Source organism: Streptomyces sulfonofaciens, assembly GCF_014656295.1.
Taxonomy (GTDB): Bacteria; Actinomycetota; Actinomycetes; order Streptomycetales; family Streptomycetaceae; genus Streptomyces; species Streptomyces sulfonofaciens.
Genome location: NZ_BNCD01000024.1, coordinates 65,466 through 89,737 on the forward strand (window position 1 = coordinate 65,466; position 24,272 = coordinate 89,737).

20 protein-coding genes are annotated in these 24,272 nt (G+C 73.3%); 12 read left to right on the plus strand and 8 right to left on the minus strand.

Features of this window, described 5'->3' with window-relative positions; genetic code table 11:
* The 11 genes from IE313_RS29285 to IE313_RS29335 all read left to right on the plus strand — a co-directional run bounded on the left by IE313_RS29285 (position 1) and on the right by IE313_RS29335 (position 14,702).
* Positions 1-1,032: a MupA/Atu3671 family FMN-dependent luciferase-like monooxygenase gene (locus tag IE313_RS29285; protein ID WP_189937515.1), complete on the plus strand. Its 1,032-nt coding sequence runs from the start codon at positions 1-3 to the stop codon at positions 1,030-1,032.
* Positions 1,029-2,423 (plus strand): condensation domain-containing protein, encoded by a 1,395-nt coding sequence (locus IE313_RS29290; RefSeq protein WP_189937517.1) that lies wholly within the window; start codon positions 1,029-1,031, stop codon positions 2,421-2,423. The genes IE313_RS29285 and IE313_RS29290 overlap by 4 nt, the downstream gene beginning before the upstream one ends.
* Entirely contained in the window at positions 2,420-3,421 is a 1,002-nt protein-coding gene (locus tag IE313_RS29295) for an acyl carrier protein (protein ID WP_189937519.1), read from the plus strand. The genes IE313_RS29290 and IE313_RS29295 overlap by 4 nt, the downstream gene beginning before the upstream one ends.
* 97 nt (positions 3,422-3,518) lie before the next feature.
* Positions 3,519-4,484: an acyl carrier protein gene (locus IE313_RS29300; protein WP_189937521.1), complete on the plus strand. Its 966-nt coding sequence runs from the start codon at positions 3,519-3,521 to the stop codon at positions 4,482-4,484.
* Between the two features lie 6 nt (positions 4,485-4,490).
* A complete protein-coding gene (locus IE313_RS29305) occupies positions 4,491-4,805 on the plus strand; it encodes an acyl carrier protein (protein ID WP_229925055.1) in 315 nt (104 codons plus the stop codon).
* On the plus strand, positions 4,802-6,145 hold the full coding sequence (locus IE313_RS29310; protein WP_189937524.1) for an MFS transporter: 1,344 nt from the start codon (positions 4,802-4,804) through the stop codon (positions 6,143-6,145). The genes IE313_RS29305 and IE313_RS29310 overlap by 4 nt, the downstream gene beginning before the upstream one ends.
* Positions 6,142-9,372 (plus strand): non-ribosomal peptide synthetase, encoded by a 3,231-nt coding sequence (locus tag IE313_RS29315; RefSeq protein ID WP_189937525.1) that lies wholly within the window; start codon positions 6,142-6,144, stop codon positions 9,370-9,372. Before IE313_RS29310 ends, IE313_RS29315 begins: the two co-directional genes overlap by 4 nt.
* A 139-nt stretch (positions 9,373-9,511) precedes the next feature.
* Positions 9,512-10,486 carry a GNAT family N-acetyltransferase gene (locus tag IE313_RS36090; protein WP_189937527.1) on the plus strand — a complete coding sequence of 325 codons (975 nt, stop codon included), beginning with the start codon at positions 9,512-9,514 and terminating at the stop codon, positions 10,484-10,486.
* A gap of 642 nt (positions 10,487-11,128) precedes the next feature.
* Positions 11,129-12,301 carry a hypothetical protein gene (locus tag IE313_RS29325; protein ID WP_189937529.1) on the plus strand — a complete coding sequence of 391 codons (1,173 nt, stop codon included), beginning with the start codon at positions 11,129-11,131 and terminating at the stop codon, positions 12,299-12,301.
* 218 nt (positions 12,302-12,519) lie between these two features.
* Positions 12,520-13,596, plus strand: coding sequence for a hypothetical protein (locus IE313_RS29330; protein WP_189937531.1), 1,077 nt, complete (start codon positions 12,520-12,522; stop codon positions 13,594-13,596).
* A gap of 176 nt (positions 13,597-13,772) precedes the next feature.
* Entirely contained in the window at positions 13,773-14,702 is a 930-nt protein-coding gene (locus IE313_RS29335) for a DNA repair protein RecN (RefSeq protein WP_189937533.1), read from the plus strand.
* Between the two features lie 104 nt (positions 14,703-14,806).
* Here the strand turns inward: IE313_RS29335 and IE313_RS29340 are convergent, their stop codons facing one another.
* The 5 genes from IE313_RS29340 to IE313_RS29360 form a co-directional block, all read right to left on the minus strand.
* Positions 14,807-15,694, minus strand: coding sequence for an aldo/keto reductase (locus IE313_RS29340; protein WP_229925056.1), 888 nt, complete (start codon positions 15,692-15,694; stop codon positions 14,807-14,809).
* Positions 15,687-16,553: a TetR/AcrR family transcriptional regulator gene (locus tag IE313_RS35695; protein WP_229925057.1), complete on the minus strand. Its 867-nt coding sequence runs from the start codon at positions 16,551-16,553 to the stop codon at positions 15,687-15,689. The genes IE313_RS29340 and IE313_RS35695 overlap by 8 nt, the downstream gene beginning before the upstream one ends.
* Positions 16,554-16,799: 246 nt before the next feature.
* Positions 16,800-17,711 carry an alpha/beta hydrolase gene (locus IE313_RS29350; RefSeq protein ID WP_189937537.1) on the minus strand — a complete coding sequence of 304 codons (912 nt, stop codon included), beginning with the start codon at positions 17,709-17,711 and terminating at the stop codon, positions 16,800-16,802.
* A gap of 43 nt (positions 17,712-17,754) precedes the next feature.
* A complete protein-coding gene (locus IE313_RS29355; RefSeq protein ID WP_229925058.1) occupies positions 17,755-18,408 on the minus strand; it encodes an alpha/beta hydrolase in 654 nt (217 codons plus the stop codon).
* Between the two features lie 356 nt (positions 18,409-18,764).
* A complete protein-coding gene (locus IE313_RS29360) occupies positions 18,765-19,622 on the minus strand; it encodes an NAD-dependent epimerase/dehydratase family protein (RefSeq protein WP_189937539.1) in 858 nt (285 codons plus the stop codon).
* Between the two features lie 356 nt (positions 19,623-19,978).
* Here IE313_RS29360 and IE313_RS29365 point away from each other — a divergent pair, with 356 nt between their 5' ends.
* Positions 19,979-22,072, plus strand: a complete 2,094-nt coding sequence (locus IE313_RS29365; protein WP_189937541.1) for a SpoIIE family protein phosphatase — start codon at positions 19,979-19,981, stop codon at positions 22,070-22,072.
* Between the two features lie 493 nt (positions 22,073-22,565).
* Here IE313_RS29365 and rpsR read toward each other — a convergent pair whose 3' ends face one another.
* From rpsR to IE313_RS29380, 3 genes are read right to left on the minus strand one after another with little or no spacing between them, the layout of a single operon-like run.
* A complete protein-coding gene (gene rpsR, locus IE313_RS29370; RefSeq protein WP_189937543.1) occupies positions 22,566-22,808 on the minus strand; it encodes a 30S ribosomal protein S18 in 243 nt (80 codons plus the stop codon).
* 58 nt (positions 22,809-22,866) lie between these two features.
* Positions 22,867-24,021 carry a CobW family GTP-binding protein gene (locus IE313_RS29375; protein WP_189937545.1) on the minus strand — a complete coding sequence of 385 codons (1,155 nt, stop codon included), beginning with the start codon at positions 24,019-24,021 and terminating at the stop codon, positions 22,867-22,869.
* Positions 24,018-24,272 (minus strand): type B 50S ribosomal protein L31, encoded by a 255-nt coding sequence (locus IE313_RS29380; protein ID WP_189937547.1) that lies wholly within the window; start codon positions 24,270-24,272, stop codon positions 24,018-24,020. Before IE313_RS29380 ends, IE313_RS29375 begins: the two co-directional genes overlap by 4 nt.

The following is a 24,272-nucleotide window of genomic DNA, read 5'->3' on the forward strand; positions in this document are numbered from 1 at the left end:
GTGGACTTCAGCCTGATCTTCTTCTCCGGCGACGAGAAGAACAAGTACCGCTTCGTGCTCGACGCGGCCCGCTACGCGGACCAGAACGGCTTCACCGCCATCTGGACCCCGGAGCGGCACTTCCACCGCTTCGGCGGCCTCTACCCGAACCCCTCGGTGCTCGGCGCGGGCCTGGCGATGGCCACCCGGCGGCTGCAGATCCGCGCGGGCAGCGTCGTGCTGCCGCTGCACAGCCCGATCCGGGTCGCCGAGGAGTGGTCGGTGGTCGACAACCTCTCCCGCGGACGGGCCGGCATCGCACTGGCCACCGGATTCAGCCCCCTGGACTTCGCCATCAGGCCGGACGGCTGGGAGGACCGCAGGCAGAGCACCTTCGACGCGGTCACCACCATCCGCGAACTGTGGGAGGGCGCGCCGGTCTACGTACAGGACGGCCTGGGCAACCACGTCGAGGTGGAGCTGCACCCGCAGCCCGTGCAACCCGAACTGCCCATCTGGCTCACCTGCACCAAGAGCCCCGACACCTTCGAAACGGCGGGGCGGCTCGGGTGCAACGTGCTCACCGCGCTGATCGACATGACCAACGAGGAGCTGGAGGAGAAGCTCGCCCTCTACCACCGCACCCTTGAGGAACACGGCCACGACCCCGAGAGCGTCACCGTCACGCTGATGCTGCACACGTTCATCGGCACCGACCTGGAGGAGGTCCGGGAGACCGTGTGGCCGCCCTTCAGCGACTACCTGCGGTCATTCTTCACCGTCATCGACTCCCAGAAGAAGAACCTCGCCCCGGGCGCCGGCGTACGGGACATCTCGGCCGGCGACCAGGACGAGCTGATCAGGTTCGCGTTCGACAAGTACTTCGAGAAGGGGGCGCTGCTCGGCACCCCGGACTCCTGCGCGAAGGTCGTCGACCGCTTCCAGGGCATGGGCGTCAACGAGATCGCCTGTCTGATCGACTTCGGGGTCGACGAGGACCTCGTCGTGCAGAGCCTCAGCCATCTCAACGAACTCCGGAGGCGCTACGCATGACCGCCGACCTCGTCGCCCGGCTCGCCGCCCTCTCACCCGAGCAGCGCGCCCGGATCCGCGCCGGCCTCCCCCGCGGGCGCGCCGTCCGGCACCCGCTGACCCCGGGACAGTTGCGGCTGTGGCGGACGCACCAGCAGGTGGCGGGCCGCCCGGTGGACGTGGTCTGCCAGGCCGTCCACCTCACCGGCGGCCCCGTCGACCTCGACCTGCTCGCCGAGCGGGTCCGCGGATTCGTCACCGCCCACGAGGCGCTGCGCACCACCTTCGAGCCGGTCGGCGGCGCGGCGGACGACGGCGGCCGGGACGGTGCGGGAGTGCGCCCCGTCGTCCACCGCGAGCTGCCGCCCCGTATCGTGCGGGCGCGCTGCGCAAGCGCCGACGAGGCGCGTGCGCTGGCCCGCGAGATGGCCGCCGAGCCCTTCGACCTGGCGAGCGGCCCCCTGCTGCGGGTCGCGCTCGCCGAGCGGACCACCGCAGGGCACGGGCCCGCCGAGGAGGCGTGGCTGCTGGTCGTCGTGCACAACCTCGTCTTCGACGCCTGGTCGTTCGAGCTGCTCCTGGACGAGCTGGGCCGGCCCGCGGACGGCGAACCCGCCGCCGCGCCCCCCTTCAGCGGCTTCGCGAGCGACCAGCGGCGGTGGCTGGAGAGCGCCGACGGCCGGGCGGCGGCCGCGTACTGGCGGGCCGAGACCGCAGACCCGCCACCCCCGCTGCCCACCGACCGGCCCCGTGGGCGGGGCACCGGCCGGACCGGCGAGCGGCTGGACTTCCGGCTGCCGCGCGAGGTCGCCGACGGGATCGCCGCCGCCGCCCAGCGGTCCGCGGCGAGCGCCTACACCGGCTGGCTCGCCGTCGCCTGGGCCGCGCTCGCCGAGTACGGCGGCAGCGAGGACCTGCTGCTGGGGACGTTCACGGCGGGCCGGGACCGGCCGGGCACCGCCGACGTCGTCGGCTACCTCCTCAACGTACTGCCGGTGCGTCTGCGCGATCCCGGTGACGGCTCGCACGCGGCCCGCACCCGGGCGGCCCGGGACGCCACCAGGGCCGGCCTCCCGCACGCCGCCTATCCCGGCGAACTGATCACCGGGCGGCGGGTGCCGGGCACCCACCCGCTGCTGGACGCCGTCTTCGTCTTCGACAACCTGGGAGAGGGCGGCAGGCGTCTCCAGGGAGCCCGCGCCCGCACCGCGGACCTGGACAAGGGCACCGCACGCTTCGACCTGACGCTGGCCGTCTACCCGGGTCCCGACGGCGCCGAGGGATGGCTGGAGTACGACACCGAGCTGTACGAGGAGGCGACCGCCAGGCGGATCGCCGAGCGGTTCACGGCCCTGGCACGGTCGGCGGCCGAGTCGGCCGCCGGTACGGACGCGGGGGCGGGCCGCGGATGAGCGTCACCGCACGACTCTGCGCGCCCGCCTACGAGCTGGGCGAGTACGCCGACCCGGTCACCGGGCTCCCCGAACTGGAGGACGACCCCGCGGCCTCGGCCGAACTGACCGCTCCGGCGGCCGGGTTCGCCACCTACCGCTGGTCCGACGCCCCGGTCACGGAGCTGATGTCCGCCGCCGTACAGCGCACCCTGGGCGAGTCCGGCGTCCCGGGCGGCGACGTCGACCTGGTGCTGCTGGCCACCGATTCGCTGCCGCCGGGCCGCGCGGCCCACCGCGACGTCGCCGAACTTCTCGCCGACGCGGGTCTGGAGCGCGCCACGGCGAGCACGCTCGGCCTGATGGACTGCGCCACCGCCACGGTCGCCGTGGGCACGGCGGCCTCCCTCGTCAGGGACGGCAGCGCCCGCCATGTCCTGGTGGTCTCCGGGGACCTGGCCGACCGGGCGACCGGTGGCGAGCGCATCGTCGCGGGCGGCGCGGCCATCGCGAGCGACGGGGCCGCCTGCGCGCTGGTGTCGGCCACGGCGGCCGGGCTGCCGGTGCTCGGCATGGCCCACCACACCTCCTCCGAGGCGGGTCAGGGCGGTGGGGCGCGGCAGGAGCTCGCGGCACGCATCGCCGCACACCGCGAGCTGTTCGCCCGGCTCGCCGCACACCACCCGGTCCGGCCCGCCGACGTACGCGCCGTGCTGGCCAGCAACTTCGCCCGCAACGTGCTCGACATCTACCTCTCCGACGTCGGTTACGGGGGTGAGCGGCTGGTGTCGGACAACGTCGGGCGGATCGGGCACTGCCTGGGCAGCGACCCGCTGATCAACCTCGCCGACTGGCTGGCCGGCCCGGGGGCCGCCGACCCGGCGGCGTCCGGCGGCGCACCGGGGGCCGAGGATCCGCAGGGCGACCGGCTGGTGCTGCTGGGCGCAGGGATCTCCCACCTGGCGGCCGTCCTGCTCGCGGCGCGCCCCCTCCCGCACGCACCGGAGGGATCCTCGTGAGCCGCGGCCGTCGGGCCCGCACGCCGGTGCCCGCCGCCACCGGCCGCCTGGGCGTCCTCGGCGCGCGCGGACCGCTGCTCGGCGCCGGGGAAGCGCCGTGACCGCCGCACCGCCGGCGCCGGGCGCGTACGTCACCGGGTGCGCGGCGGCGCTCGGGACACGGCGGGCGAAGGTCGCCGAGCTCCCCGCGTACGCGCACGAGCCGCCGCGCGCCGGGGCACGCTTCGGCGAGTACCGCGAGGCCGACGGCACCCTCCTCGACCTGCTGCGGCCCGCCCTCGCCGAGGCACTGGACGCCGCAGGCACCGACCCCGCGACGGTGGACACCGTCCTGCTCGCCACCGAGTCGCTGCCCCGCGGTGACGCCTCGGCCACCGCCGTCGCCGGGCTGCTGGACGACCTGGGGATGAGCCGCGCCTACCCGCTGACGCTCGGCCTCGCGGACTGCTCCACGGCGACGGCCGCGCTGGAGACGGCAGCCGCACTGGTGCGTTCGGGCTCCGCACGGGCCGTCGCCGTGCTCTCCGGCGACCTCGTGGAGACGGTACTGCCGGGCGGCCGGGTCATCATGGGCGGCTCGGCGGTCGCCGGGGACGGCGCCGCCGCCGCGCTCGTCTGCGGGGAGCGGCGGGGCTGGGAGGTGGCGGGGGGTGCCAGAAGGGTGTCCCACGACCTCCTGTCGTACGGCCTTCCCGGGCAGGACCCGCCGGTACGGGGCTCGGCGGTCCACCGGATGAGGGCCCAACTCGCGGTGTACCGCGAGCTGTTCGCCGACCTGTGGTCGGCCACCGGCCTTTCGCCGCGCGAGGTCGCCGCGGTGCTGCCCAGCAACATGGCCGCCGACACCCTGGAGATCCTCCTGGGCGAGGCGGGCTTCGCACCCGAGCAGATCTACCAGGACAACGTCGCGCGGATCGGCCACTGCCTGGGCAGCGACCCGTTGATCAACCTCGTCGACCGCACGGAGTCGGGCGCCACGCGTTCGGCGTACCCCGTCGTCGTCCTGCTGGGATCGAGCGCGGCACATCTCGCCGCCGTACTGCTACGCGCCGTGGAGGACTGAGGGACCATGATGCCGACCGAAGAGAGGATCGCCGCGATCTGGCGTGAACTCCTTGCACGTGACGGGGCGGGCCCGGGCGCGGACATCGGCCCGGACGACGACTTCTTCGCCCTGGGCGGTACGTCCATGCAGGCCATGGCCCTGGTGCAGCGGCTGCGCGAGGAGTTCGGCGTCCAGGTGGGGCTCGGAGCCGTTCTCCAGGACCCCACGCTGCGCGCCGTCGGTGCCGCCGTCACCGCCGCGGGCGGGGCCCCGGAAGCGGCCGCACCGGCCGGCACCCGTGCCGCCGCCGAAGGAGATGGGGGGACCGGCCGGCCGTGAGGATCAAGTCAGTGGCCGCCCTGGGCGGACTGCCGCCGCGCATCCGGGTGGTGATGGCCGCCAACCTCATCAGCTCGGTGGGCACCGGCCTGGTGCAGCCGTTCCTCGTCCTGTACCTCACCGAGGTGCGCGGACTGCCGGTCGGCACCGCGACGGCCGTCATCTCGGTGATCGCGGCGGCGTCCCTGGCGGGCAGCGTGGCCGCGGGCCGGCTCATGGACGGCCGCTCCGCACGCGCGGCCGCGGGCGCGGCCATGACCGTCGCCGCAGCGGGCACCGCGGGCTTCGCCCTGGTCACGACGGCCTGGGGCGCGGTGCTCGCGGGGCTGGCCTACGGGCTGGCGTACGGGGCGATGGTCTCCGTGTGGAACACCGTCATCGCCCTGGGCGCGCAGGGGGAGCACCGGGCCACGGCCTTCGGCCTGCAGTTCGTGGGCCTGAACGCGGGGGTGGGGCTGGGCGGTGTGCTTGGCGGGGTCTTCGCCTCCACCGCCGACCCGGACCGCTTCACGTTGCTGTACGCCGGCGACGGACTGTCCTTCCTGGTCGCCGGGGTGGTGCTCGTGCTCGCGATCGGCCGGCAGCAGGCCCCGGACCCAGGCGCCGGCGCACCCGCCGGGCCGCGCGGCTACCGGGTGGTCCTGCGGGACCGCGGCCTGCTCCAGGTGCTGGCCTTCACCGTCGTCCTCATGGTCGTGGGGTACGGGCAGTTGGAGTCCAGCATCCCGGGGCTGGTCGCGGTCGAGCACATGGACCCCAGGACCATGGCGTGGGCGTTCGTGGCCAACACCTGCTGCATCGTGCTCATCCAGTTCGCGGCGATCACCCGGATCTCGCGGGGCGGGCCCGCCAGGCTGCTGGCCGGCACGGCCGGAAGCTGGGCGCTGTGCTGGCTGCTGCTCCTGCTGACGACGACGAGTGCGCGCACGGGGTTCGCGACCGGGCTGGTCGTCACCGCCCTGGCGGTCTTCGCCGTCGGTGAGGCGCTGCTCTCCGTGGCCCTGCCCACCCTCGTCAACAACCTCGCGGACGACGCCGTACGCGGCCGGTACAACGGCGCCTACTCGGCCGCGATGTCGGCGGGCCTGGTCATCGGCCCGCTGCTGGGCGGCGGGCTGCTCACCGGCGGGCCCCCCTGGCTGCTGGCCTCGGTACTGGGACTCGGCTGCGTGCTGTGCGCATGCTGCGCGCTGCTGCTGGGCCGGCGGTTGCCGCAGGCCCGGTGGGCCGCGTCCGGTGGGGCCGGCGACCCGCGTGGCGCGGAGAACCGAAGGCAGCGGTCGCGGGAACCGGGGCCGTCGGAGGCGTTGCAGAAGATGGAGGCCGGAGGGACGCGATGATCGAGCCAAGCAGCGGGCCGGACGGCGGTGCCGGCGTCATCCACGAGATCTTCCGCCGGCGGGCGGCCGAGCGCCCGGGGGCGACCGCCCTGATCCACCGGGACACCGCCGTCGACTACCGCACCCTGGACCGGGCCTCGGACGCCTTCGCGGCGGAGCTGGCCGGGGCGGGCGTGCGCCCCAAGGACATCGTGCCGGTACTGGTGCCGAGGTCACCGCGGTTCGTCGCGACCGTGCTCGCGGTGCTCAAACTGGGCGCCGGCTACGCGGCCCTCGACCCGCGCTGGCCGCGCTCGCGCATCACGGAGCTGACCCGGCTCGCCGCCGCCCCGCTGATCGCCGCGGCCCCCGAGCACGCCGAAGGGCTGCCGTGCCCGGTGTGGGTGCCCGAGGCCGACCTCGCCCGGGTCGCCGGCTCCGCCCCGCCCGCGGCCGCCCCGCCCGCCGCCCTCGTACGGGAGACGGACACGGCCTGTGTCTACTTCACCTCGGGCAGCACCGGTCGGCCCAAGGGGGTGCTGTCCCCGCACGCCGGTACGGTACGGCTGTTCGCGCCGACCCGGTTCGTGTCGATCGGCCCGGGCACGGTCATGCCCCAGGCCGCCCCGCTGCCCTGGGACGCCGCGTCGCTGGAGCTGTGGTCGGTGCTGCTCAACGGCGGCACCAGTGTGCTCGTCGACGAGCCCTACCTGACCGTCGACGGGCTGCGGTCCCTGGTCCGCGGGGCGGGCGTCGACACGCTCTGGCTCACCGCCTCCGTCTTCCACATGCTCGTCGAGGAGGACCCGGGCTGCTTCGAGGGCGTACGCCAGCTCATGGCCGGCGGTGAGCGGCTCTCTCCCGCGCACGCCCGCCGGTTCCTGCGCGCACACCCCGGCACCGCCCTGGTGAACGGCTACGGTCCCGCCGAGGGCACCATCTTCACCACCACACACCGGGTGACCCCTGCCGACTGCGCACCCGGCACGGAGCAGCGGGGGATACCCGTGGGCCGGCCGGTCGCCCGTACCGAGGTCTTCGTCCTCGACGACGAGATGCGGCCGTGCCCGCCGGGCACCACGGGGGAGATCTGCGTCGCGGGCGCCGGCCTGGCCAACGGCTATCTGGCCGACCCCGAGCAGACCGCACGGAGCTTCGTCGAGGCCGACCTCACGGAGCTGGACGGCGGTGGCCCTCGCCGGATCTACCGGACCGGCGACCTCGGGTTCCGCTCCACCGACGGACTGCTCCACTACGCGGGCCGTGCCGACCGCCAGGTGAAGGTGCGCGGGCACCGCATCGAGCCCGGGGAGGTGGAGGCGCGGGTGACGCAGTTGCCCGGGATCCGCGGGTGCGCGGCGCTGCCCCTGATGGAGCGGGGCGGCTGCGTGGGACTGGCGGTCGCCTACACCGTCGCCGACGGGGCGCCGGTGAGCGAGGACACCGTGCGCGAGGTGCTTGCCGAGCGGCTGCCGGCCTATCTGATGCCCAGGGTGCTCGCCGCCGTCGACGCGTTCCCCCTCACCGGGAACGGAAAGCTCGACACCGCCGCGCTGCTGGAGCTGCTGAGTGAGCGTGCGGCGCCCGTGGCCGGCGACCGGGCGGGACCCGCACCGGGGACCGGCCCCTCCAACGCCGCCGCGCACGCCGCCGGCTCGCCGGCCGGCATCGTCGAGCGGGCCTTCGCGGAGGTGCTGGGGACGGCCGGGGCGGTCCCGCACGACACCTCCTTCTTCGAGCTGGGCGGTGACTCGCTGGACGGCGCCCGGCTGTGCGTACGGATCGGGGCGCGCACCGGCGTCCCCGTGCCCGCCTCCGTGTTCATCACGGGCCCTACCGTCCGGAAGCTGGCGCGCTGGATCGCCGACCAGGGGAGCGTGACGGACGAGGAGCACGGGGCGGACCGGGCCGGCGCCCCCGCCCCGTCGGCCCCGGCCGACGCGCCCCCGAAGCCCGGCGAGCCGCTGCCGCTGCTGCCCGTGCAGAGCGGATTCCTCTTCGGGCAGCAGCTCGACCCCGCCGACACCTCGGCCCACTGCGAGCTGGTCTGGCGGGTGACGGGCGACTTCGAGCCCGGGGCGTTCCGCGCCGCGGCGGCTGACGTGCACCGCAGGCACCAGTCGCTGCACGCCCGCTACGTCTTCGACCGGCGCCCCGTCGCGCTGCTGGACGCGGAGCCGGTTCCGGTGGACGTACGGGAACTGGATCCCGCGGCCGACCGGGCGAGCGCCCTGGCGGCCGTCCGTGCCGTCCTCGCGCAGCCCCTGGACATCGCGGCGGGCGTCGACTGGCGGTGCGTCGTCGCCCCCCTGGCGTCGGGCCGGGAGTGGCTGCTGGGCGCCGTCGTCCACCACATCGCCTTCGACGGCGGTTCCGAACGCCCGCTGGCCGAGGACCTCTCGACGGCCTATGCGGCCCGGCTGCGCGGCCGGGCGCCGGACGCCGAACCCCCCGCCCCGCTGGCGGCCGTCCTCGCGGGCTACCGGGGCCGGCGGGAGGCGGCCGAACTCGCCGAGCAGCGCGCGTACTGGACCGGTGAGCTGACCGGCGTCCCCCCGCTCACCGTGCCCGCGCCCGACCCGGGCACGGACCCGGACGCCGCCGCACACCCCCCGCGCTTCGTCGTGCCCGCGACCGACTGGGCCGCCCTGGAGGCGCTGGCCCACCGCATGGGCAGCACCCGCTTCGCCCTCGCCCTGGCCGCGTACGCGGAGGCGCTCGCGACGGTGACCGGGGACCGGGACCTGGCGATCGGCGCGCCCATCGCCAAGCGCTACCACCCCGACACCGCCGACGCCATCGGCTGCCTGATCGACGTGGTCTGCTTCCGCATGCGCCCGGCCGGGGACGGAACCGCACGCGCGCTGCCCGCCCTGTTGCGCGGCGTGCGGGCCGGACTCGCCGCCCAGGACGTGCCGTTCGAGGACGTCGTGCAACTGGCGGCGGACCCCGGGCGCGACCGGGCCAGGCACCCGCTCTTCCAGACGCTGTTCGCCCTGCAGAGCCCCCGGGGACAGCACCTCGCGCTCGACGGGTGCGCGACCGGGTCCGTACGGCTCGCGGCCGGGGCAGCCCTGCACGAACTGGAGGCCGAGGTGTGGCCGGGTCCCGAGGGAGACGCCGAGGTCGTCTTCGGGTACCGCCGTGACACCACCTCGGCCGGCTTCGTGGCGAAGGTGGCGCGGGCCTACGGCGAAACGCTGCGCACACTGGCGGCACGGGCGCGATCGGGGGCGGCCCCCTCGTGAGGGGTGTGCCCGCCGGCGACACGCACGCCGAAGGACGGCCTGGGGGCGCCGACGCGGTGCCCCGGGACGGCATCATCGACGACCGCGGCACCCCACGCGAGGGAGCGCGCAGGCGAAGGAATGCGAAGGAGAGGCAGTCATGCACGAGATGCGCCGGGCCACAGCGGCCGACCACCCCGCGTTTGCGCAGTGCGTCCGGAAGTGGGGCGGCGACTTTGGCCCGCCGTCGGTGCCGCTGCCGCGGCTGCTGGTCGAGCACGCCGCGGCCACCAGCCTGGTGCTGGAGGACGAGACCGGCGTGCGGGCCTTCCTGATCGGGCTCCACACCGCCGGCGCCCCTGGCGCACCGGCCGCCGCGGACCCGCGCGAGGCGTGCGTCCACTTCGTGGCCGTCGACCCCGGGCTTCGCCGGCAGGGAATCGGGCGCGCGCTCTGCACCACCTTCTTCGAGCGCGCCGCGGCCGCCGGCAGCACCGCGGTGCGTGCCGCCGTCCCGCCGGAGAACGCCGCCCTCGCCTTCCACCGCGCGCTGGGCTTCCAACCGGCCGACGGGGACCGCCGGGCCCAGGGCCTGCCCGTGCACAGCGACTACGACGGGCCCGGCCAGGACCGGGTCGTCCTCCGCCGGGAGCTCGACGCGCCCGCCCCGCCCGCCCCGCCTGCCCTGGCGCCCTTCACCGTGCGCCGGGCGAGGCCCGAGGACTTCGACACCGTCATCGCCGTGGTCGACGACTGGTGGGGCCGGCCGGCCTCCCGCGACCTGACCCGGCTCTTCGTCGGCCACTTCTTCTCCACCAGCCTGATCGCCGAGCGCGACGGCGCACTTGCGGGCTTCGTCATCGGTTTCCTCTCGCCGTCCAAGCCCGAGGAGGCGTACATCCACTTCACGGGTGTCGCCCCGGCCTGGCGCCGCTCGGGCCTCGGCCGCTTCCTGTACGAGCGGTTCTTCGCGGCAGCCCGCGCCGACGGCCGTACGGTCGTCAAGGCGATCACCTCGCCCCAGAACTCGCGCTCCATCGCCTTCCACAACGCCATGGGCTTCGCCGACTCCGACCCGATCCCGGACTACGACGGCCCCTCCCTGCACCGGGTCACCTTCACCCGCCCCCTCTGAAGCGGCCCTGGTCAGGGGAGCCGCCCCGGCCAGGACGTCCGCCCGTCCGACGAAGCCAGGACGTCCGCCCGTCCGACCAAGCCAGGGCGTCCGCCCCGGCAGGGGCCGCACTGCCGCCCTGCGCGCGCTGCCCGCCCGCTCCTGAGGTGTCCTGCGAGTCCCGGCGCCATCGCGACCGCCTCCTCGCCAGGGCCTGGGCCGACCCGTGTCAGCCACCGGGGCGGCCCCCGGGCGAGGGCGCACGGGAGCCCCGGGCCGTCGTCGGGGCGTCGTCCGGGCGTCGGCCGGCAGACGCACTCCCCGCGGGCCCGCGTCGTGCCCGGAGCGCTCCTCGACGGTACGTACGCGCACACGTCGCCGTCGATGACGGCGTCCACGGCGCGCGGTGGACGGCCGCCGGTCAACCTGCCACCCCCGGGCCACCCTACGGTCCCACTTCGCCACCTGTGATCACAGCCTCCTCCCACACGATCAAGGAGGGCACGTGCCTCGGGCGCTCCGACGCACGCCGTTACCGGGCCATGCCGCCATTTGCCGCTGTGGAACGTATCGGCGACGAATCCCGATGCATCGGTTCCCAGGTCTCCTCATGCGTCCGGATGGACGCATGGGCCTCTTTCCACGAGCGAACAGGGGATTGTCATGGCAGGTACCGCCTACGGTCCGCCCGCTGCTTTTCTGCACGCGGACACGGGCTTGTACGGCATCGCGGGTGAAGCGTGGCTGCGCGTTCCCGTGTACGTCAGCGGACTCCTCAGGTTTCCGCTGAAGGACAACGACTTCAAAGAGCAGTACGGCGACATCGGGGACGCCGCCGAGCACAAGCTGCTCGTTTCGGCGGTCAAGGAAGCGCAGGATTTTCTCACGGCGTACGGGGACCCCGTCACGCTGACCAAGAAGATCGCCCACGACGGCGATTACCTGAAGAAGACGACTCCGCCGCCTGAGTTCTACGCGCAGGCGGTGTGGGCGGCCTACCGGGCCCAGCACGCGGCGAACCAGTTCGCCTCCCGCGCCCGAAGCCTGCGCGCGACGCTGGAGAAGTCCCCTCACGACTTCGCGAAGAACGCCGCCCTCGTCCGGGGGGCGTTCACCGGGGCGGGCGGCCTGTCGTCGCTGAGCGCGGAGCAGAAGGGCTGCTTCGCCGAACTCCTGCGCACGGCTAAGAGGACGCCCTCGGCCTTCCAGGGCGTGCAGAAGGCCCTCGCGGACCGGATGGGCACGAAGTCGAAGACCTGTGTGAGCGCGAGGGAGGCGAGCAAGGAGTACGAGGGCCAGGCCCTCGCCTTCGACGGCGCGGCGGACGAGGCGTGGGCGGAATGGCTGGAATACCGCGGCGCCCAGCCCTCCCAGGCACTGGACGTGTGCGTCGTGAACGTGGCCGTCCCGGTGGGGACCGCCGACCTCGGGGGCCAGGCGCCCAAGGCCAAGGCCCTTGCGGCGCGCAGTGCGTACAACGTGCTGCTGGACGCCCTGGGCAAGGCGTCCGACGAGGTCGCCTGCAAGGCGTGCCTGGCGGCGGACCTCGGCGGCTTCGACCGGCAGTCGCAGGCGCTGCCGGACGCGCTGAGCAGCCTGCACCAGTGGGCGGGCGCCATGGCCGCGGGGTGGGACGACGTCTTCGCCGGGCTCGCACGCGCCTGCGCCCTCTCCGACGACGTTCTGGGCGATCCGGCGAAGCTGAACGGGGCGCTCGCCTTCGACGAGGGCGCGAAGGCGTGGGAAACCCTCGCCACTGCCACCGGCAGGTTCACGGAGAGTGCCCTCGTCGGCCTGGTCTTCGAGCCGTGGGGCCTCCCCCTCAGCGCGAGCTGACGCCCGCCCCGTGAAAGAGGGACCGGGGGCGGCCGGACGCCGATGCCCGTGTGCGCCGCTTCGCCCCGCAGCCCACCCGTGATGCCCCAGACCCCGAACGGAGACGTCTCATGACCGCCGCGACCCTCCTGCCTCCGCCGAAGCTGCTTCTCAAGACCGAGACCAAGAAGGATGCGAACCAGCCGGACTTCACCTACGCCGCGTTCGGTGACGACTGGTTGCACATCCAGGTGTTCGTCAACGCGATCCTCAAGATGCCCATCGCGACCAGTGACTTCACCAAGCGCTACGGCACCTTCAACAACGAGGATCAGGACGAGATCAAGAAGTTCCTCGCGGCCGTGAAGAGCATGCAGGGCCTGTCGCTGCGTTTCGGTGATCCGGTCACCATCACACAGCGTATCGCAAAGGACGGTGACTACATCACGGGGGCCAACGCGCCGGCCGAGCTGTACGCCCACAACATGTGGATGGCCAATCAGGTCAACGGTGTGGCGGCCAAATTCCACAACCGCTGCGGCCTCATCACCGGCCATCTGGAAGACGGCAAGGGGGCGATCAAGCAGAACGCGGCGATTGTACGGCAGTTCCTGACCGGCAAGGACGGTCTGAAGGACCTGGTGGACAAGCTCCATGGGCAGCTCAAGGACCTCATCCAGAAGCTCGCCGCGTTCTCGGGTGATTTCCAGACGCAAAATGAGAAGTTGAAGCTCTTCGTGGCCAAGGAGGGGAGGATCTACTCGCACGCCGCCAATGCCCGCGACGAATGCAAGGCGGAGGCGGAGGAGTTCCAGCGCGAGGCCGACCTCACCTACAGCAAGTGGAAGAAGGTGTCGATCGCCGAGAGCGCGCTCGCCCCGCTGGGCCTGCTGGGCGGTCTCGTCGCGCTCGGCCTGGGCGTCTGGGCCGCGCAGCTCCAGAAGAAGTACAAGGCCCTCGTCGACAAGGTCAACAAGGCGAAGGACGAGCAGCAGAAGAAGATCCAGCTCCTGACCGATCTCGACGGCTTGCAGACCCAGGTCACGCCCTTGACGAAGTACACCGATGACTTCAAGGCCAAGCTCGACGTCATCGAGGGCAAGTGGCTGAACGCGAGCAACGCGATCTCCCAACTCGCCGGACTGGACGACCAGAAGCTCGGCGACAAGGACAACATCAACCACGAGCTCGACCTGGAGGGCGCGGCGCAGGAGTGGAAGAAGGTGGCCGACGCGACGAGCTGGTTCACCCAGAACGCCCTGGTCTCCCCCAGGGACATCGTCTTCGGCGCTGATCTTCCCCTTCAGGGCGGCTGAGACCGCGAACGCCGGCTGACCTCTCCCGGCGCGGTCCGTCCGAGCCGACCGGGCCTCGGGCACGGCGCGTCCGGACCGGCCGTGCCCGAGGGCGCCGACGCGTGCTCCGGCCGAGGTGCCGGGGCGCGCGTGACCGCCCGGAACACCTCCCTACTCCCGAAATCCGAGGACACGGCATGCGACCGGACATCACCGCACACTCCTGGGACCTCGACGCCGCGCGCACGGCGATCAAGGTCGTGGGCGCCTACGCGGATCAGACCGAGGCGACAAGGAACACCCTGGTGGGCACCCTCGACCGCCCCGATCTGAAGAGGGACATCGTCTGCTCCAACGCCAACGGCAACGGCACCGGCCTCGACCAGCACCCGTGCTTCTCCTTCAGGGCCGAAGGGTCGCGGCTTCGTGATCTGCTCACGCGCGTGACGGACCTCGACGCCTCCAACGCCGACGACATCCACGCGGTCCTCAAGAAGGCGGCGGACGATCTCCAGCCCGTCACCGACCAGTACCGGACGGTGGCCGACGCGCTCGCCGCCGCCGTCCGGGAGGTCCACCAGGGAGCACTCGCGCCGCAGACCCGCGAGCGCCTCTGCGAGGCACTCGGCACGTTGCAGAAGCTTCTGCGGCCCGCGCACCAGTGGACCGCCGCCAAGGAGCAGCTCGCCCGGCGGACCGACCAGAACCGGCAACTGGTGGACCAGATCACCACGGCCCAGCAGATCTTCAGGAAGAGTGGTGCCAAGGAAGCGGAGATCTACGAGGCCCTCGCCAAGGAGGGGAACGCCGCATGCGGCCGGGACGCCCTGAACCGCTACGCCTCCGACGTCCGCACTGCGGTCGCACAGACCGTCTCCGATCAGTCGGGTGCGGTCGGCGACGCCCTCCGCCACGCGACCAGCGCCGCCACCTCCCTCGCCACCCTCATCGGCACGCTGGAACACTTCTCGAACAGCTACCGGACGGCAGCCGAGGAGATCAGGGACGCGAGCATGCAGGAGGTCGGCAGCGTGCTCCAGCAACTCGACTTCGAATCGTCCCGCGGGATCTGGGACGAGTACGCCGACACGGTCAGGAAGCTCGGCGGGGACCGCGGCGGCCGGTGACGTCCCGTGCGGCCGACCGACGCCCGGTACAGGAGGGGACCTCGCCCCTGTCCTGGCAGGCAGGTGCGTACCGCAGCCAGGCAGGGATGAGGAGCGCCACCCGGTCAGGGCTCGGTGGTGATCGCGGTGATGGCCGTGACCTCCTCGTCGGACAGCTTGATCGACTGGGCCGCGAGATTGTCCCGCAGGTGCGCCAGCGAGGTGGTGCCCGGGATGGGCAGCGAGACGGGCGAGCGGTGGAGCTGCCAGGCCAGCGCGATCTGCTGCGGGGTGGCCCCATGCCCTGCGGCGATCGGGGCGATCACCTCGCGAGCCCTGTCGGGGCCCGGCGCGGGCCCGTCGGTGAGGGTGACCGGGTGCCAGGGAGAGAAGGCGATGCCCTCTTGTTCCGCGACGCTCAGCAGGTCGGCCCCGATGCGCACCGTCACGTTGTAGAGGGCCGTCACGGCGACGATGTCGGCGATGCCCTGGGCGGTGCGCAACTGTTCCAGCGTGATGTTCGACAGACCGATGTGGCGGATGAGCCCCTGCTGCTGCAGCTCGACCAGTGTGCCGATCTGCTCCTCGAACGGGACGTCGGTGGCCCGCCCGCTGTGCAGGTAGTACAGGTCGATGGTCTCCACTCCGAGCCGACGAGCGCTCATGTGGGCGCTCTGACGCAGGTAGTTGGCGTTGCCGACGGCGTCCAGCGTCCCGTAGTCGAAGCCGCCGCGCACGAATCCGCCCTTGGTCGCGATCCTCAGGCCCCGCGGGTAGGGATGCAGGGCGTCGCGGATGAGGATCTCGTTGGTGTGCGGGCCGTAGACGTCAGCGGTGTCGATGAAGTCGATCCCCTCCTCCACCCCCTTGCGGAGCAGCGCGACGGCCTCCTCACGGTCGGGGTACTCCCCCCACACCTGCGGTCCCGTCAGCTTCATGGCCCCGTAACCCACCCGGCCGACCGTGAAGTCCTCTGCGATGGTGATGCGGCTCCCACCGCTGGTCTCATTCATCGACACGCTCGTTTCCTCGTCCGTGGTCGAAGCGCTCCCCCGATAGGCGGAGCGCGTGTTCATCTTCTGGTGGCAGGGCCGCCCGGTCCGGAACGCCGCGGTGGCGTGGCCGACGTGCTGCGGCCGGGCCGCCATCGGCAGGCCCCCGGGCGGGGCCCGCGGGGGCAGGGGAATCCGGGGAACCGGGGGGAAGGCCGCCGGCCGCAGGGGCAGGTGCAGGTGCACCCGCGATCTCCGGGCACGAGCAACCGGGACAGTGACCGGGGACTACGGCCGGCGCTGCCGCCGGTGGTGCCGCTCCGCGGTCCAGCACCGCCTCCGCCGCGGCGCGTGCCGCAGCGGCAGCGCGGGGATCGCGGTCTGCACGCGCTGCCACGCCCGCGGCGTCGTAGAGCAAGTGCAGCTCGCGTCCGACTGCCGAGGGGTCCACCGCGCCCGCTTCGGCAGCCAGCTCCGTGAGGAGCTCCCTGACCCATGCCCGGTAGGCGGAATGGGCCTGGCCGATGGGGGAGTCGCCTGCGGCCTCCGCACTGGCGGACAGGAAGGGGCAGCCGTTGTAGTCGGGAGCGGTGACAATCCGGCCCAGGATGTCGAAGACCCCGAGCACCCTTTCCCGCGGGGTGTCGAAACGCTCCAGACCCCGTGTGAGGATCTCCTGGACACTCGTACGCCGGGCCTCGAGATAGGCCACGACGAGGGCCTCCTTGCTGCCGAAGACGGAGTAGAGCGATTTCTTGGAGGCGCCGGCCCGCCTGGCGATGCGGTCGACGCCGGTGCTCTGTACGCCTTCGGTGTAGAAGAGTTCGTCCGCCGCCGCCAGGAGTCGCTCTCCGACAGGGGATCCGCTCGTCTCGTGCATGACTTACCTCCTCGGGGACGCGCGGGATCCGACGGTCCCGGTATGTGCCACCCCACCGCCCGTGCCCGCACTGCCTCGGTGGTCATGTGCCGGGCGACGGACTTCGAGGGCGGGCGCCCACTCCTCCGTTCGCCGGCGGCTCGGCGCGGCGGGCGTCGTGTGTGCGCCGTGTCGCCCGGGGCGGCGCGGCGGCCGCTGCCCGGGCGTCGTGGGTCCTTGACCGCATGCCGGACGTCAGCGGGACACTCAGCCGGCGAGGTGCTCCAGGAACCAGTCCCGGGAGGCCCGCGAGGCGATGTCGAACCCTTCACCGGTGTACGCGGCGAAGTGGCCGCCGGGGAGGAACACGATCCTCTTCGGCTCGGCTGCCGTGCCGAACGCCGAGGCCGCCAGATTTCCGCCGGTCAGGCCGTCCTCACGGCCGACGATCATCAGCAGGGGCGTCGGTGTCACGTCGGGGAGGTACCGTGCGGGCTCGTAGCCGTAGAAGTTGTCGAGGCTGCGCAGGGTCACCTCGTTCGGCCAGGACGGGTCGAGTTCCCTTCGGGCGTGGGTGAAGTACGCGTAGGAGTCGGGAGTGGGCAGGCCCACCAACTGGCCCGGGTCGGTTCCCACGACGGGCACGGTGGCCGGCGGCCGGCCCTGGGCGCGGGCGCGCCGGTCGGCGGCGAACACCTCGGGGCCGACCACCTGGTTGTGGACCCGGGCGAGGTTCGCGTACGTGGCACGGCCGCTGATGAACGGCGCCTGTCCGCTGACGGCTTTCACCCTCCGGTCGATCGCCGCGACGACGAAGGCGTGCGCGGCCGAGAAGCTGGTGCCCCAGACCCCGACCCGGTCGGGATCGACGGCAGGGTGGTTCTGGGCCCAGGTGATGGCGTGCTGGTAGTCCCGGATCTGCTCCCACGGGTCGATCTCGTGCCGGGGCTTTCCGGGGGCGGCCTCGGAATCGCCCCAGCCGCGGTTGTCGAAGACCACCACGGCGAGGCCGGCCGCCGCGAACACCTCGGCGAACCTGTCGAGGTACATGAGCTTGGTGGACGACCAGCCGTGGGCCATCACGACGCAGGGAGCGGGGCCCTCCCGGGGCTCCGGCTCGTAGAACCAGCCGCGCAGCAGAGCGCCCTCGGCGTCGAACTCGATGGTGTGCCGCAGCATTACTGATCACCTCTCACACTGTGGATGGGTCCCGGGGCGTCCCTCAGGCGACCCGGGCGCGGACGAACGCCGTCAGGTCGTCGACCTCCCGGCCGGCGACGTCGTGCCCCAGTTCCGGATAAACCCGGATGTCTGCGTCCGTGTGCTTGCGCGTCCAGGAATCCGTCCGCGCGATCGCGTCCCGCGGGATCACCCCGTCGAGACCGCCGCGGCCCCAGAAGAGCGGCGGTCTGGTGTCGGCGAGGACCCGATCTCCCGGTCGGCTGTCGTCGACGACGAATCCGCCCAGTTGCACCGCGTAGGAGAAGCGCGACGGCTCCTGCCGCAGCAACTGCAACGCCATCGCGCCCCCTTGTGAGAAGCCGATCAGCCCCACGGAGGAGAACGCGGGCTGTTCGTCCAGCCAGGTGAGCACGGCGCCGGCCATGGCGTTCGCCAGGGACGCCCGCGGGTTGCCGATCGGGTTGCCCCGACTGGGGAACCAGGCGTATCCGCCGGCCTCGGCGAAGGGGGCGCGCAGCGACGCGACGACCAACTCGCCGTGCAGGGGCGAGGTGATGCGGAAGAGGTGCGTCTCGTCGTAACTCCACCCGTGCATCGCCACCAGCAGGTGCCGGCCGGCGCGCTCCGCCTCGGGCGCTGACCACAGTACGGCCCTGCCGTCCACGGACGCAGAGGGCGCGGCGGAATGACTCACGATCGACTCCTGAAGATTCTCTCGGCTTACCAGCGGTTCTTCTTCGTGGCGGTGGCCCCGGGCACACCTGCGGCTCCCGCCGCGGCCACCACGGCCCCGGACCGGGCGAGAACGTGACGGCAGCGCACGACCTCGTCGCCCCGGCCCCGCACGCACTCGCCCGCCGGCCCCGCGGCGAGTGGGGCGGCGCTCCTGGCAGGCGCGGACGAGAGGCCGCGCCGCCCGAACCCCGCCCGGACCCCTCCGGCTGCGGGAACCGGGCCGGAGCGCGGTGCTGTGCGAGGCCCCACGACGGGACCGGCCGTCAGCGGGACCGGCCCGTCGCCCGTCCGCCCGCGCGCGGCGGGGCGGGACGCTCACTCCAGGGCGAAGACGGACAGCGGGTCCGTGTGCGCGGGCACCCAGCCGAGGTCGGCGCGGGCGCGCGCCGGCGTGAACTGCTGGTCGAGGGCGAAGGCGTCGGCGACGGGGCCCATCTGCTCCCGCGCCTGGTCGATCGTCAGGGACACGGTCTTGCCGGCGAGTCCGGTGCCCAGGCTCAGGGCCTCGGCGACCTCCTTGGCCGTCGGGTTCACACCGCCGACGCCCACGTACACGGCTCCGGCGCGGGCACGCAGGGCTGCCGTGTACAACTCGGCGAGGTCGTCGACGTGCACGAGGGCCCAGTGCTGTGTGCCGTCGCCGATGTAGGCGATGGCGCCGGCCTGCTTGCCGGGCTGGGTGAAGAAGGCGTCGATGAGACGGTTCTCGCCGCCGTACAGCAGACCGGGCCGGATGACGACGGGGCGGCCTCCGTGAGCGGCCCGGGCGAGGACGGCATCCTCGACGGGGTGGCGCCAGGCCACCAGGGCCGGCGGGTTCCACGGGGCGTCCTCATCGGCGACACCGTCGGTGTCGCCGTAGACCCAGGTGCCGCCGGTGTGCACATATGTGCCGGCGCCCACGCCGTCCTGCATCGCGGTGGCCGCGGCGAGGTCCTCCTCGCCCGTCTCGGCCTGCGCGAGGTGGATGACGGCGTCGGCCCGTGCGGCAGTTGCGTTGAGCACGGACAGATCGGTGAGGCTGCCGCGCACCGGCTCCGCGCCCAGCACCTGGAGGGCCAGCGCGGCCCGCTCGCTGCGGGCCAGGGCGCGAACGGTGTGGCCCTGCCGCAGCAGCACGCGGATCACCGCCCTGCCGATGTAACCGGACCCACCGGTGACGAAGACCTTCATGACGTGCGTCCATTCCTTCCAGGAACCTTCTTGCGTCCGGAATCCACCCTGCGGTGGGCGGGGCACCGGCGTCCAAGACCTGTTCCGTCGGCTGTGATGCCGCCTCGGCATCAGGGCAGGCCGGCGGTCGCTGCCGCGCCGCGGCACCGGCGGCACTGCGCGCGGCGTGCCGCCGCCCGCGGCCGCTCGGCGGACCGCTGCATCGGCGCAGTCCGCTTCTTTAGGCCGGCGGGCCGGTGCTTCCTGCTCGTCGATCACTTCGCGTGCCGACTTGCGCGGTTCTTGTTGTCGTTAGGCTGGTAGATGGGCAATCGCCCGTATATGTCTTATAACGCGTGGCCGCGAAGGGTATCGGGATGGAGCACAGGCTTGGGGCCGCTGCCGGTGTGGAGCGGGCCCCTGGTGGTTTCACGCAGGGCACGTCCGACGCCGCTCCGCCCGCTATCGCCGTGGTCGGATCCGACGGGCGGGTCCTGGTGTGGGGGCAGGGGTGCCGGCGGCTGCTCGGCCATCGTGCGGAGGATGTCGTCGGAGCGCCGGTGCGCCGGCTTCTGGCGGATCCTGACCGGGCGGTTTCCTGGTCCGCCGCCTCGGGGGCCGTGGGGCGGCGTGGCGGCGGGCAGACCGCAGGTGCGGTGGTGGAGCTCAGGCACCGGGACGGTGGAGTCCTCCCTCTGGTCGTGGAGATCGCGGCGCTGACCGGCGCGGACGGCGAGTACTGCTGGTTCGTCGCCGCCACGGCGGAAGCCGACGGTGCGGAGCTGACCGAGGGGCGGGAGACACTGCTCGACCGGTCGCCGCTGGCGGTGGCGGTGTGGGACGCCGGGATGCGGCTGGTGTGGGCCAACCGGGCCTCGAAAGGGGTGGCGGGGCTTGTGGACGTGACCGCCTCGGGGCCGTCGGCACTGCGAGCCCTGCGCGGTTTCGACCGCACCTTCACCGAGCCGGTGATGCGGGAGGTGCTGGCGTCGGGAGAGCCTGCCGACGACCACGTGGTGCGGTGGGTGTCGCCGGAGGACGGCCGGGAGGTCGTCTTCTCCTCCTCCCTCTTCCCCCTCGCCTCCGGCGAGGGGACTTCGCTGGGCGTCTGCAGCGTCCTGTTGGACATCACAAAGTGCTGGGAGCGTGAGCGGCTCGTGCTGCTCGGCAGGGCGGCCCACCGCATCGGTACCACCCTCGACGTGATGACGACCGCGCAGGAACTCGCGGACATGGCCGTCCCCGCCCTTGCCGACTACGTCGCGGTCGACCTGGCCGAGGCGGTACCGCTGGGGGAGGAACCGCTGGAGCACATGGCCGCGGGCGAGTTCGGCATCCCCGTCTTCCGCCGAGCGGGCATGGCCTCCATACACGAGGGCGCTCCTGAGGCCCCCTTCTCGGTGGGCGAGGTCGTGTACGTGCCACCGGGGTCGCCGTACCTCGCCGTGCTGCGCGAGGGCAGGTCCCATCTCAGCCCGACCCTGGCACTGGGCCCGGGTACGTGGCTGGAGCGCGACCTCGTCCGCAGGCGACGCGTCCGCGAGACGGGCATCCACTCGCTGATGATGATCCCGCTCAGAGCACGCGGCAGGATACTCGGGATCGCCGTGCTCGCACGGAACGAGGACGATGTTCCCTTCTCCCGGGACGATCTGCTGCTGGCGGAGGAACTCGCCGTCCAGGCGTCGCTGAGCCTGGACAACGCCCGCCGCTACACCCGCGAGCGCACGGCCGCCCTCACCCTGCAGCGCAGCTTCCTGCCGGACCGGCTGTCCGGTGGCGCCGCGGTGGACCTGGCCAGCCGCTATCTGCCGTCGGACCGGCACGAGGGGGTCGGCGGGGACTGGATGGACGCCATCGAGCTGCCGGGCGGCCGGATCGCCCTGGTCATCGGCGACGTCGTGGGACACGGTATCCACGCCGCCGCCAGCATGGGGCGCCTGCGCATGGCGGTCCACGCCCTCGCGGTCCTCGACCAGCATCCGGCGGAGCTGCTCGACCACCTCAACGAGGTCACCGCCCAGCTCGCGCAGTCCGGCACCTGGAGCACGGAACACCCCTCCATCACCGGGGCGAGCTGCCTCTACGCCGTCTACGACCCGGCCACGCGCGTGTGCACGCTGGCCCGCGCCGGTCACCCGCCGCCGCTGCTGGTGACACCCGACGGCCGTGCCGAGATCGTCGACACGCCGGTGGGTCCTCCGATCGGCACCTGCACCGGCCCCTACGAGTCCGTCGACCTCGAACTGCCCGGGGGCAGCGTGCTCGCCCTGTATACTGACGGACTCGTCGAGTCCCGCCGCGTCGACATCGACACCGGCCTCGACCGACTGCTCGCGGTACTGGAGCGTCCACCGGCTGATCTGGACGACCTGTGCTCCCGCATCGTCACCCGGCTCACCGCGCACGCTCCGCCGGAGGACGACGTGGCCCTCCTGGTCGCACGCACCCGCACCACGGGCGGCGGCTAGGGTCCGCCTCTTCGGCCCGGATCGAAGGCGTGTCCGACCCGGTCGGCCGCGCCTTCGACGCTCCGACATCGCCGCTGTCGCCGCCGTCGCGCCCGAGACCCTGCCCGCGCCCGAGGCGCACGCCGGCGCCCTGTGTGCGCCCACCGGCCCCCGGGCCCTCACAGTCGGCGAGGTCGCCGACACCACCACCGCCGTGAGGGGCCGGACCGCCGCGACCACGACAGCGACCCGGACGCCTGGACCGCCCGCGCGGTCGCCGCCGGCCTCGTCCCCACCGACTGCGCGGTGATGCTCCGCTCGGGGACCGGCGCCGTCATCCCCGGCGACGGCTCCACCCCCAACGGCGACATCGAGCCGGCCACCGGCCGGCTTCCGCGACCTTCGCCCGGCGCAACGCCCGTGTTTGGACCGCCCCGGCGCACCGGTGGCCAGGTCCGTCACGGCCGTTCGAAGCGGGTTCGTGCGCTTGCACGCCGGCAGATGTCCGGGGACGTCAGTCCGGCCTGCCGGAGTAGGGCAGCAGGGCCATCTCGCGGGCGTTCCTGATCGCCCGGGCGAGCAGGCGCTGCTGCTGGGCGGTGACGTGGGTGACGCGCCTGCTGCGGATCTTCCCGCGGTCGGAGACGAACTTCCGCAGCAGATCGGTGTCCTTGTAGTCGATGCGGGTGATGCCGGCGGCGTCGAGCGGGTTGGTGCGGCGCTTGGCCGCCTTGCGGGCGTCGTTACGGCGGGTCATGCCTCTCCTCGAGCGGGTGGCCACCGGTGGTCGCCGGTGGGTTGCGCGGTCCTGGGGGTCATGCGGGGTCGAGCAGGGAGTCGAAGGCTCCCGGCAGGCTCTGCCAGCCTTCGGGTCCGGTCGCGTACTCGGCGTCGGTGAGCAGACAGGAGTCGAGGAGCCGCACGGTGCCGGTGCGGTCCAGCCCGGGAGAGGTGAAGACGAGGTGCTGGCAGCGGTCACCGTGCTCCGGATGCCAGTCCAGGGCGGCGGCCGCCCGTCGTGCCGGCGGGACCAGCTCCCACGCCGCGTCGGGCAGGGAGGCCAGCCAGGGGCCTGCGCTCTCGACGCAGAGAGCACCACCGGCCGCGTCCCAGGAGAGCAGGGTGTCCGGGCGGTCCGCGAGCCAGAACCGGCCCCTGCTGCGCGCCGCCGCACAGCACAGGTCCTCCAGCGCCCGGTAGAGGCGTTCGGGGTGGAACGGCCTGGTGCGGTGCCAGACCAGGGTGGCCACGCCCGCCTCGTTCGCCTCCTGCGGCAGGAGGGCGCACGCCGGGTGCTGCGCCGCGGCCGCCGCCTCCGCGTCGAAGCCGGCGAACGCCGCCTGCGCCAGCTCCGCACCGGCCGCGTCGACGTGGCGCGCGGTGGGGTGCAACTGGGCCAGCAGGGCGTGGTCCCGCCGGTCCGCGTCCGCACCGTCCACGAGGGCGAGGACGGGGGCGTACTCGACCTGCCGGGCCCAGGTGTCGGCGACTGTGCGCTGATCCGTTGCCGCCGCGGCGAGTCCGGCCTCGGACAGGTCGTCGCCGTTGGCGAGGTAGGGCAGGACCAGCGCGGGCTCGACCGCGGTGATCACGTTGGCGAGCGTCAGGCCGCCACGGCTGTGCGCGGCCACGACCTCGGCCATGGCCTTGGGCTCCACCGAGTCCCACAGCTCGACGATCGCCAGCCGGGCCGGCCCCTGGGCGGCGAGGCGCTCCAGCTCCGGAAGGAGGTCCTCGCGCAGTGCGCAGCAGGCGCAGTCGTTGACGAGCGGAGCGGCGCCCGACGCCAGGACGCCCGATGCGTCGCGCACGTGCCGGCGCACGGTTCCTTCGCCCGCGGTGGCCAGGTCGTGGTGGAGCGCGACACTGCCAGGAACGGCTTCCAGGAGCCGGTCGACGACCCGTGCACGGGCGTCCGCGTGCAGGCCCCCGACGATGACGACCGGCAGCCGGTCCTCTTCGGGTGTCATCGGCCCTCGAAGCGACCGTAGCGGCGTTCGAAGCGCTCCACGCGGCGCGCGGTGTCGAGGACCCGGGCCGTGCCCGTGTGGAAGGGGTGGCTCGCCGAGGAGGTCTCGACGTCCACGACGGGGCGGGTGCGGCCGTCCTCCCACTCGGTGGTGGTGCCGCCGGTGAGCGTCGAGCGGGTCGGGAAGGCGAAGTCGGCGGCCTTGTCGCGGAAGACGACGGGACCGTACGCGGGGTGGGTGTCGGGCTTCAT

Coding starts and splice junctions, on each gene's coding strand:
- IE313_RS29295 (WP_189937519.1), top strand. CDS start 2,420: ATGAGCGTCACCGCACGACTCTGCGCGCCCGCCTACGAGCTGGGCGAG.
- IE313_RS29365 (WP_189937541.1), top strand. CDS start 19,979: ATGGAGCACAGGCTTGGGGCCGCTGCCGGTGTGGAGCGGGCCCCTGGT.
- IE313_RS35695 (WP_229925057.1), bottom strand. CDS start 16,553: ATGCACGAGACGAGCGGATCCCCTGTCGGAGAGCGACTCCTGGCGGCG.
- IE313_RS29380 (WP_189937547.1), bottom strand. CDS start 24,272: ATGAAGCCCGACACCCACCCCGCGTACGGTCCCGTCGTCTTCCGCGAC.
- IE313_RS29375 (WP_189937545.1), bottom strand. CDS start 24,021: ATGACACCCGAAGAGGACCGGCTGCCGGTCGTCATCGTCGGGGGCCTG.
- IE313_RS29360 (WP_189937539.1), bottom strand. CDS start 19,622: ATGAAGGTCTTCGTCACCGGTGGGTCCGGTTACATCGGCAGGGCGGTG.
- IE313_RS29315 (WP_189937525.1), top strand. CDS start 6,142: ATGATCGAGCCAAGCAGCGGGCCGGACGGCGGTGCCGGCGTCATCCAC.
- IE313_RS29340 (WP_229925056.1), bottom strand. CDS start 15,694: ATGAATGAGACCAGCGGTGGGAGCCGCATCACCATCGCAGAGGACTTC.
- IE313_RS29350 (WP_189937537.1), bottom strand. CDS start 17,711: ATGCTGCGGCACACCATCGAGTTCGACGCCGAGGGCGCTCTGCTGCGC.
- IE313_RS29305 (WP_229925055.1), top strand. CDS start 4,491: ATGATGCCGACCGAAGAGAGGATCGCCGCGATCTGGCGTGAACTCCTT.
- IE313_RS29325 (WP_189937529.1), top strand. CDS start 11,129: ATGGCAGGTACCGCCTACGGTCCGCCCGCTGCTTTTCTGCACGCGGAC.
- IE313_RS29290 (WP_189937517.1), top strand. CDS start 1,029: ATGACCGCCGACCTCGTCGCCCGGCTCGCCGCCCTCTCACCCGAGCAG.
- IE313_RS36090 (WP_189937527.1), top strand. CDS start 9,512: ATGCACGAGATGCGCCGGGCCACAGCGGCCGACCACCCCGCGTTTGCG.
- IE313_RS29335 (WP_189937533.1), top strand. CDS start 13,773: ATGCGACCGGACATCACCGCACACTCCTGGGACCTCGACGCCGCGCGC.
- rpsR (WP_189937543.1), bottom strand. CDS start 22,808: ATGACCCGCCGTAACGACGCCCGCAAGGCGGCCAAGCGCCGCACCAAC.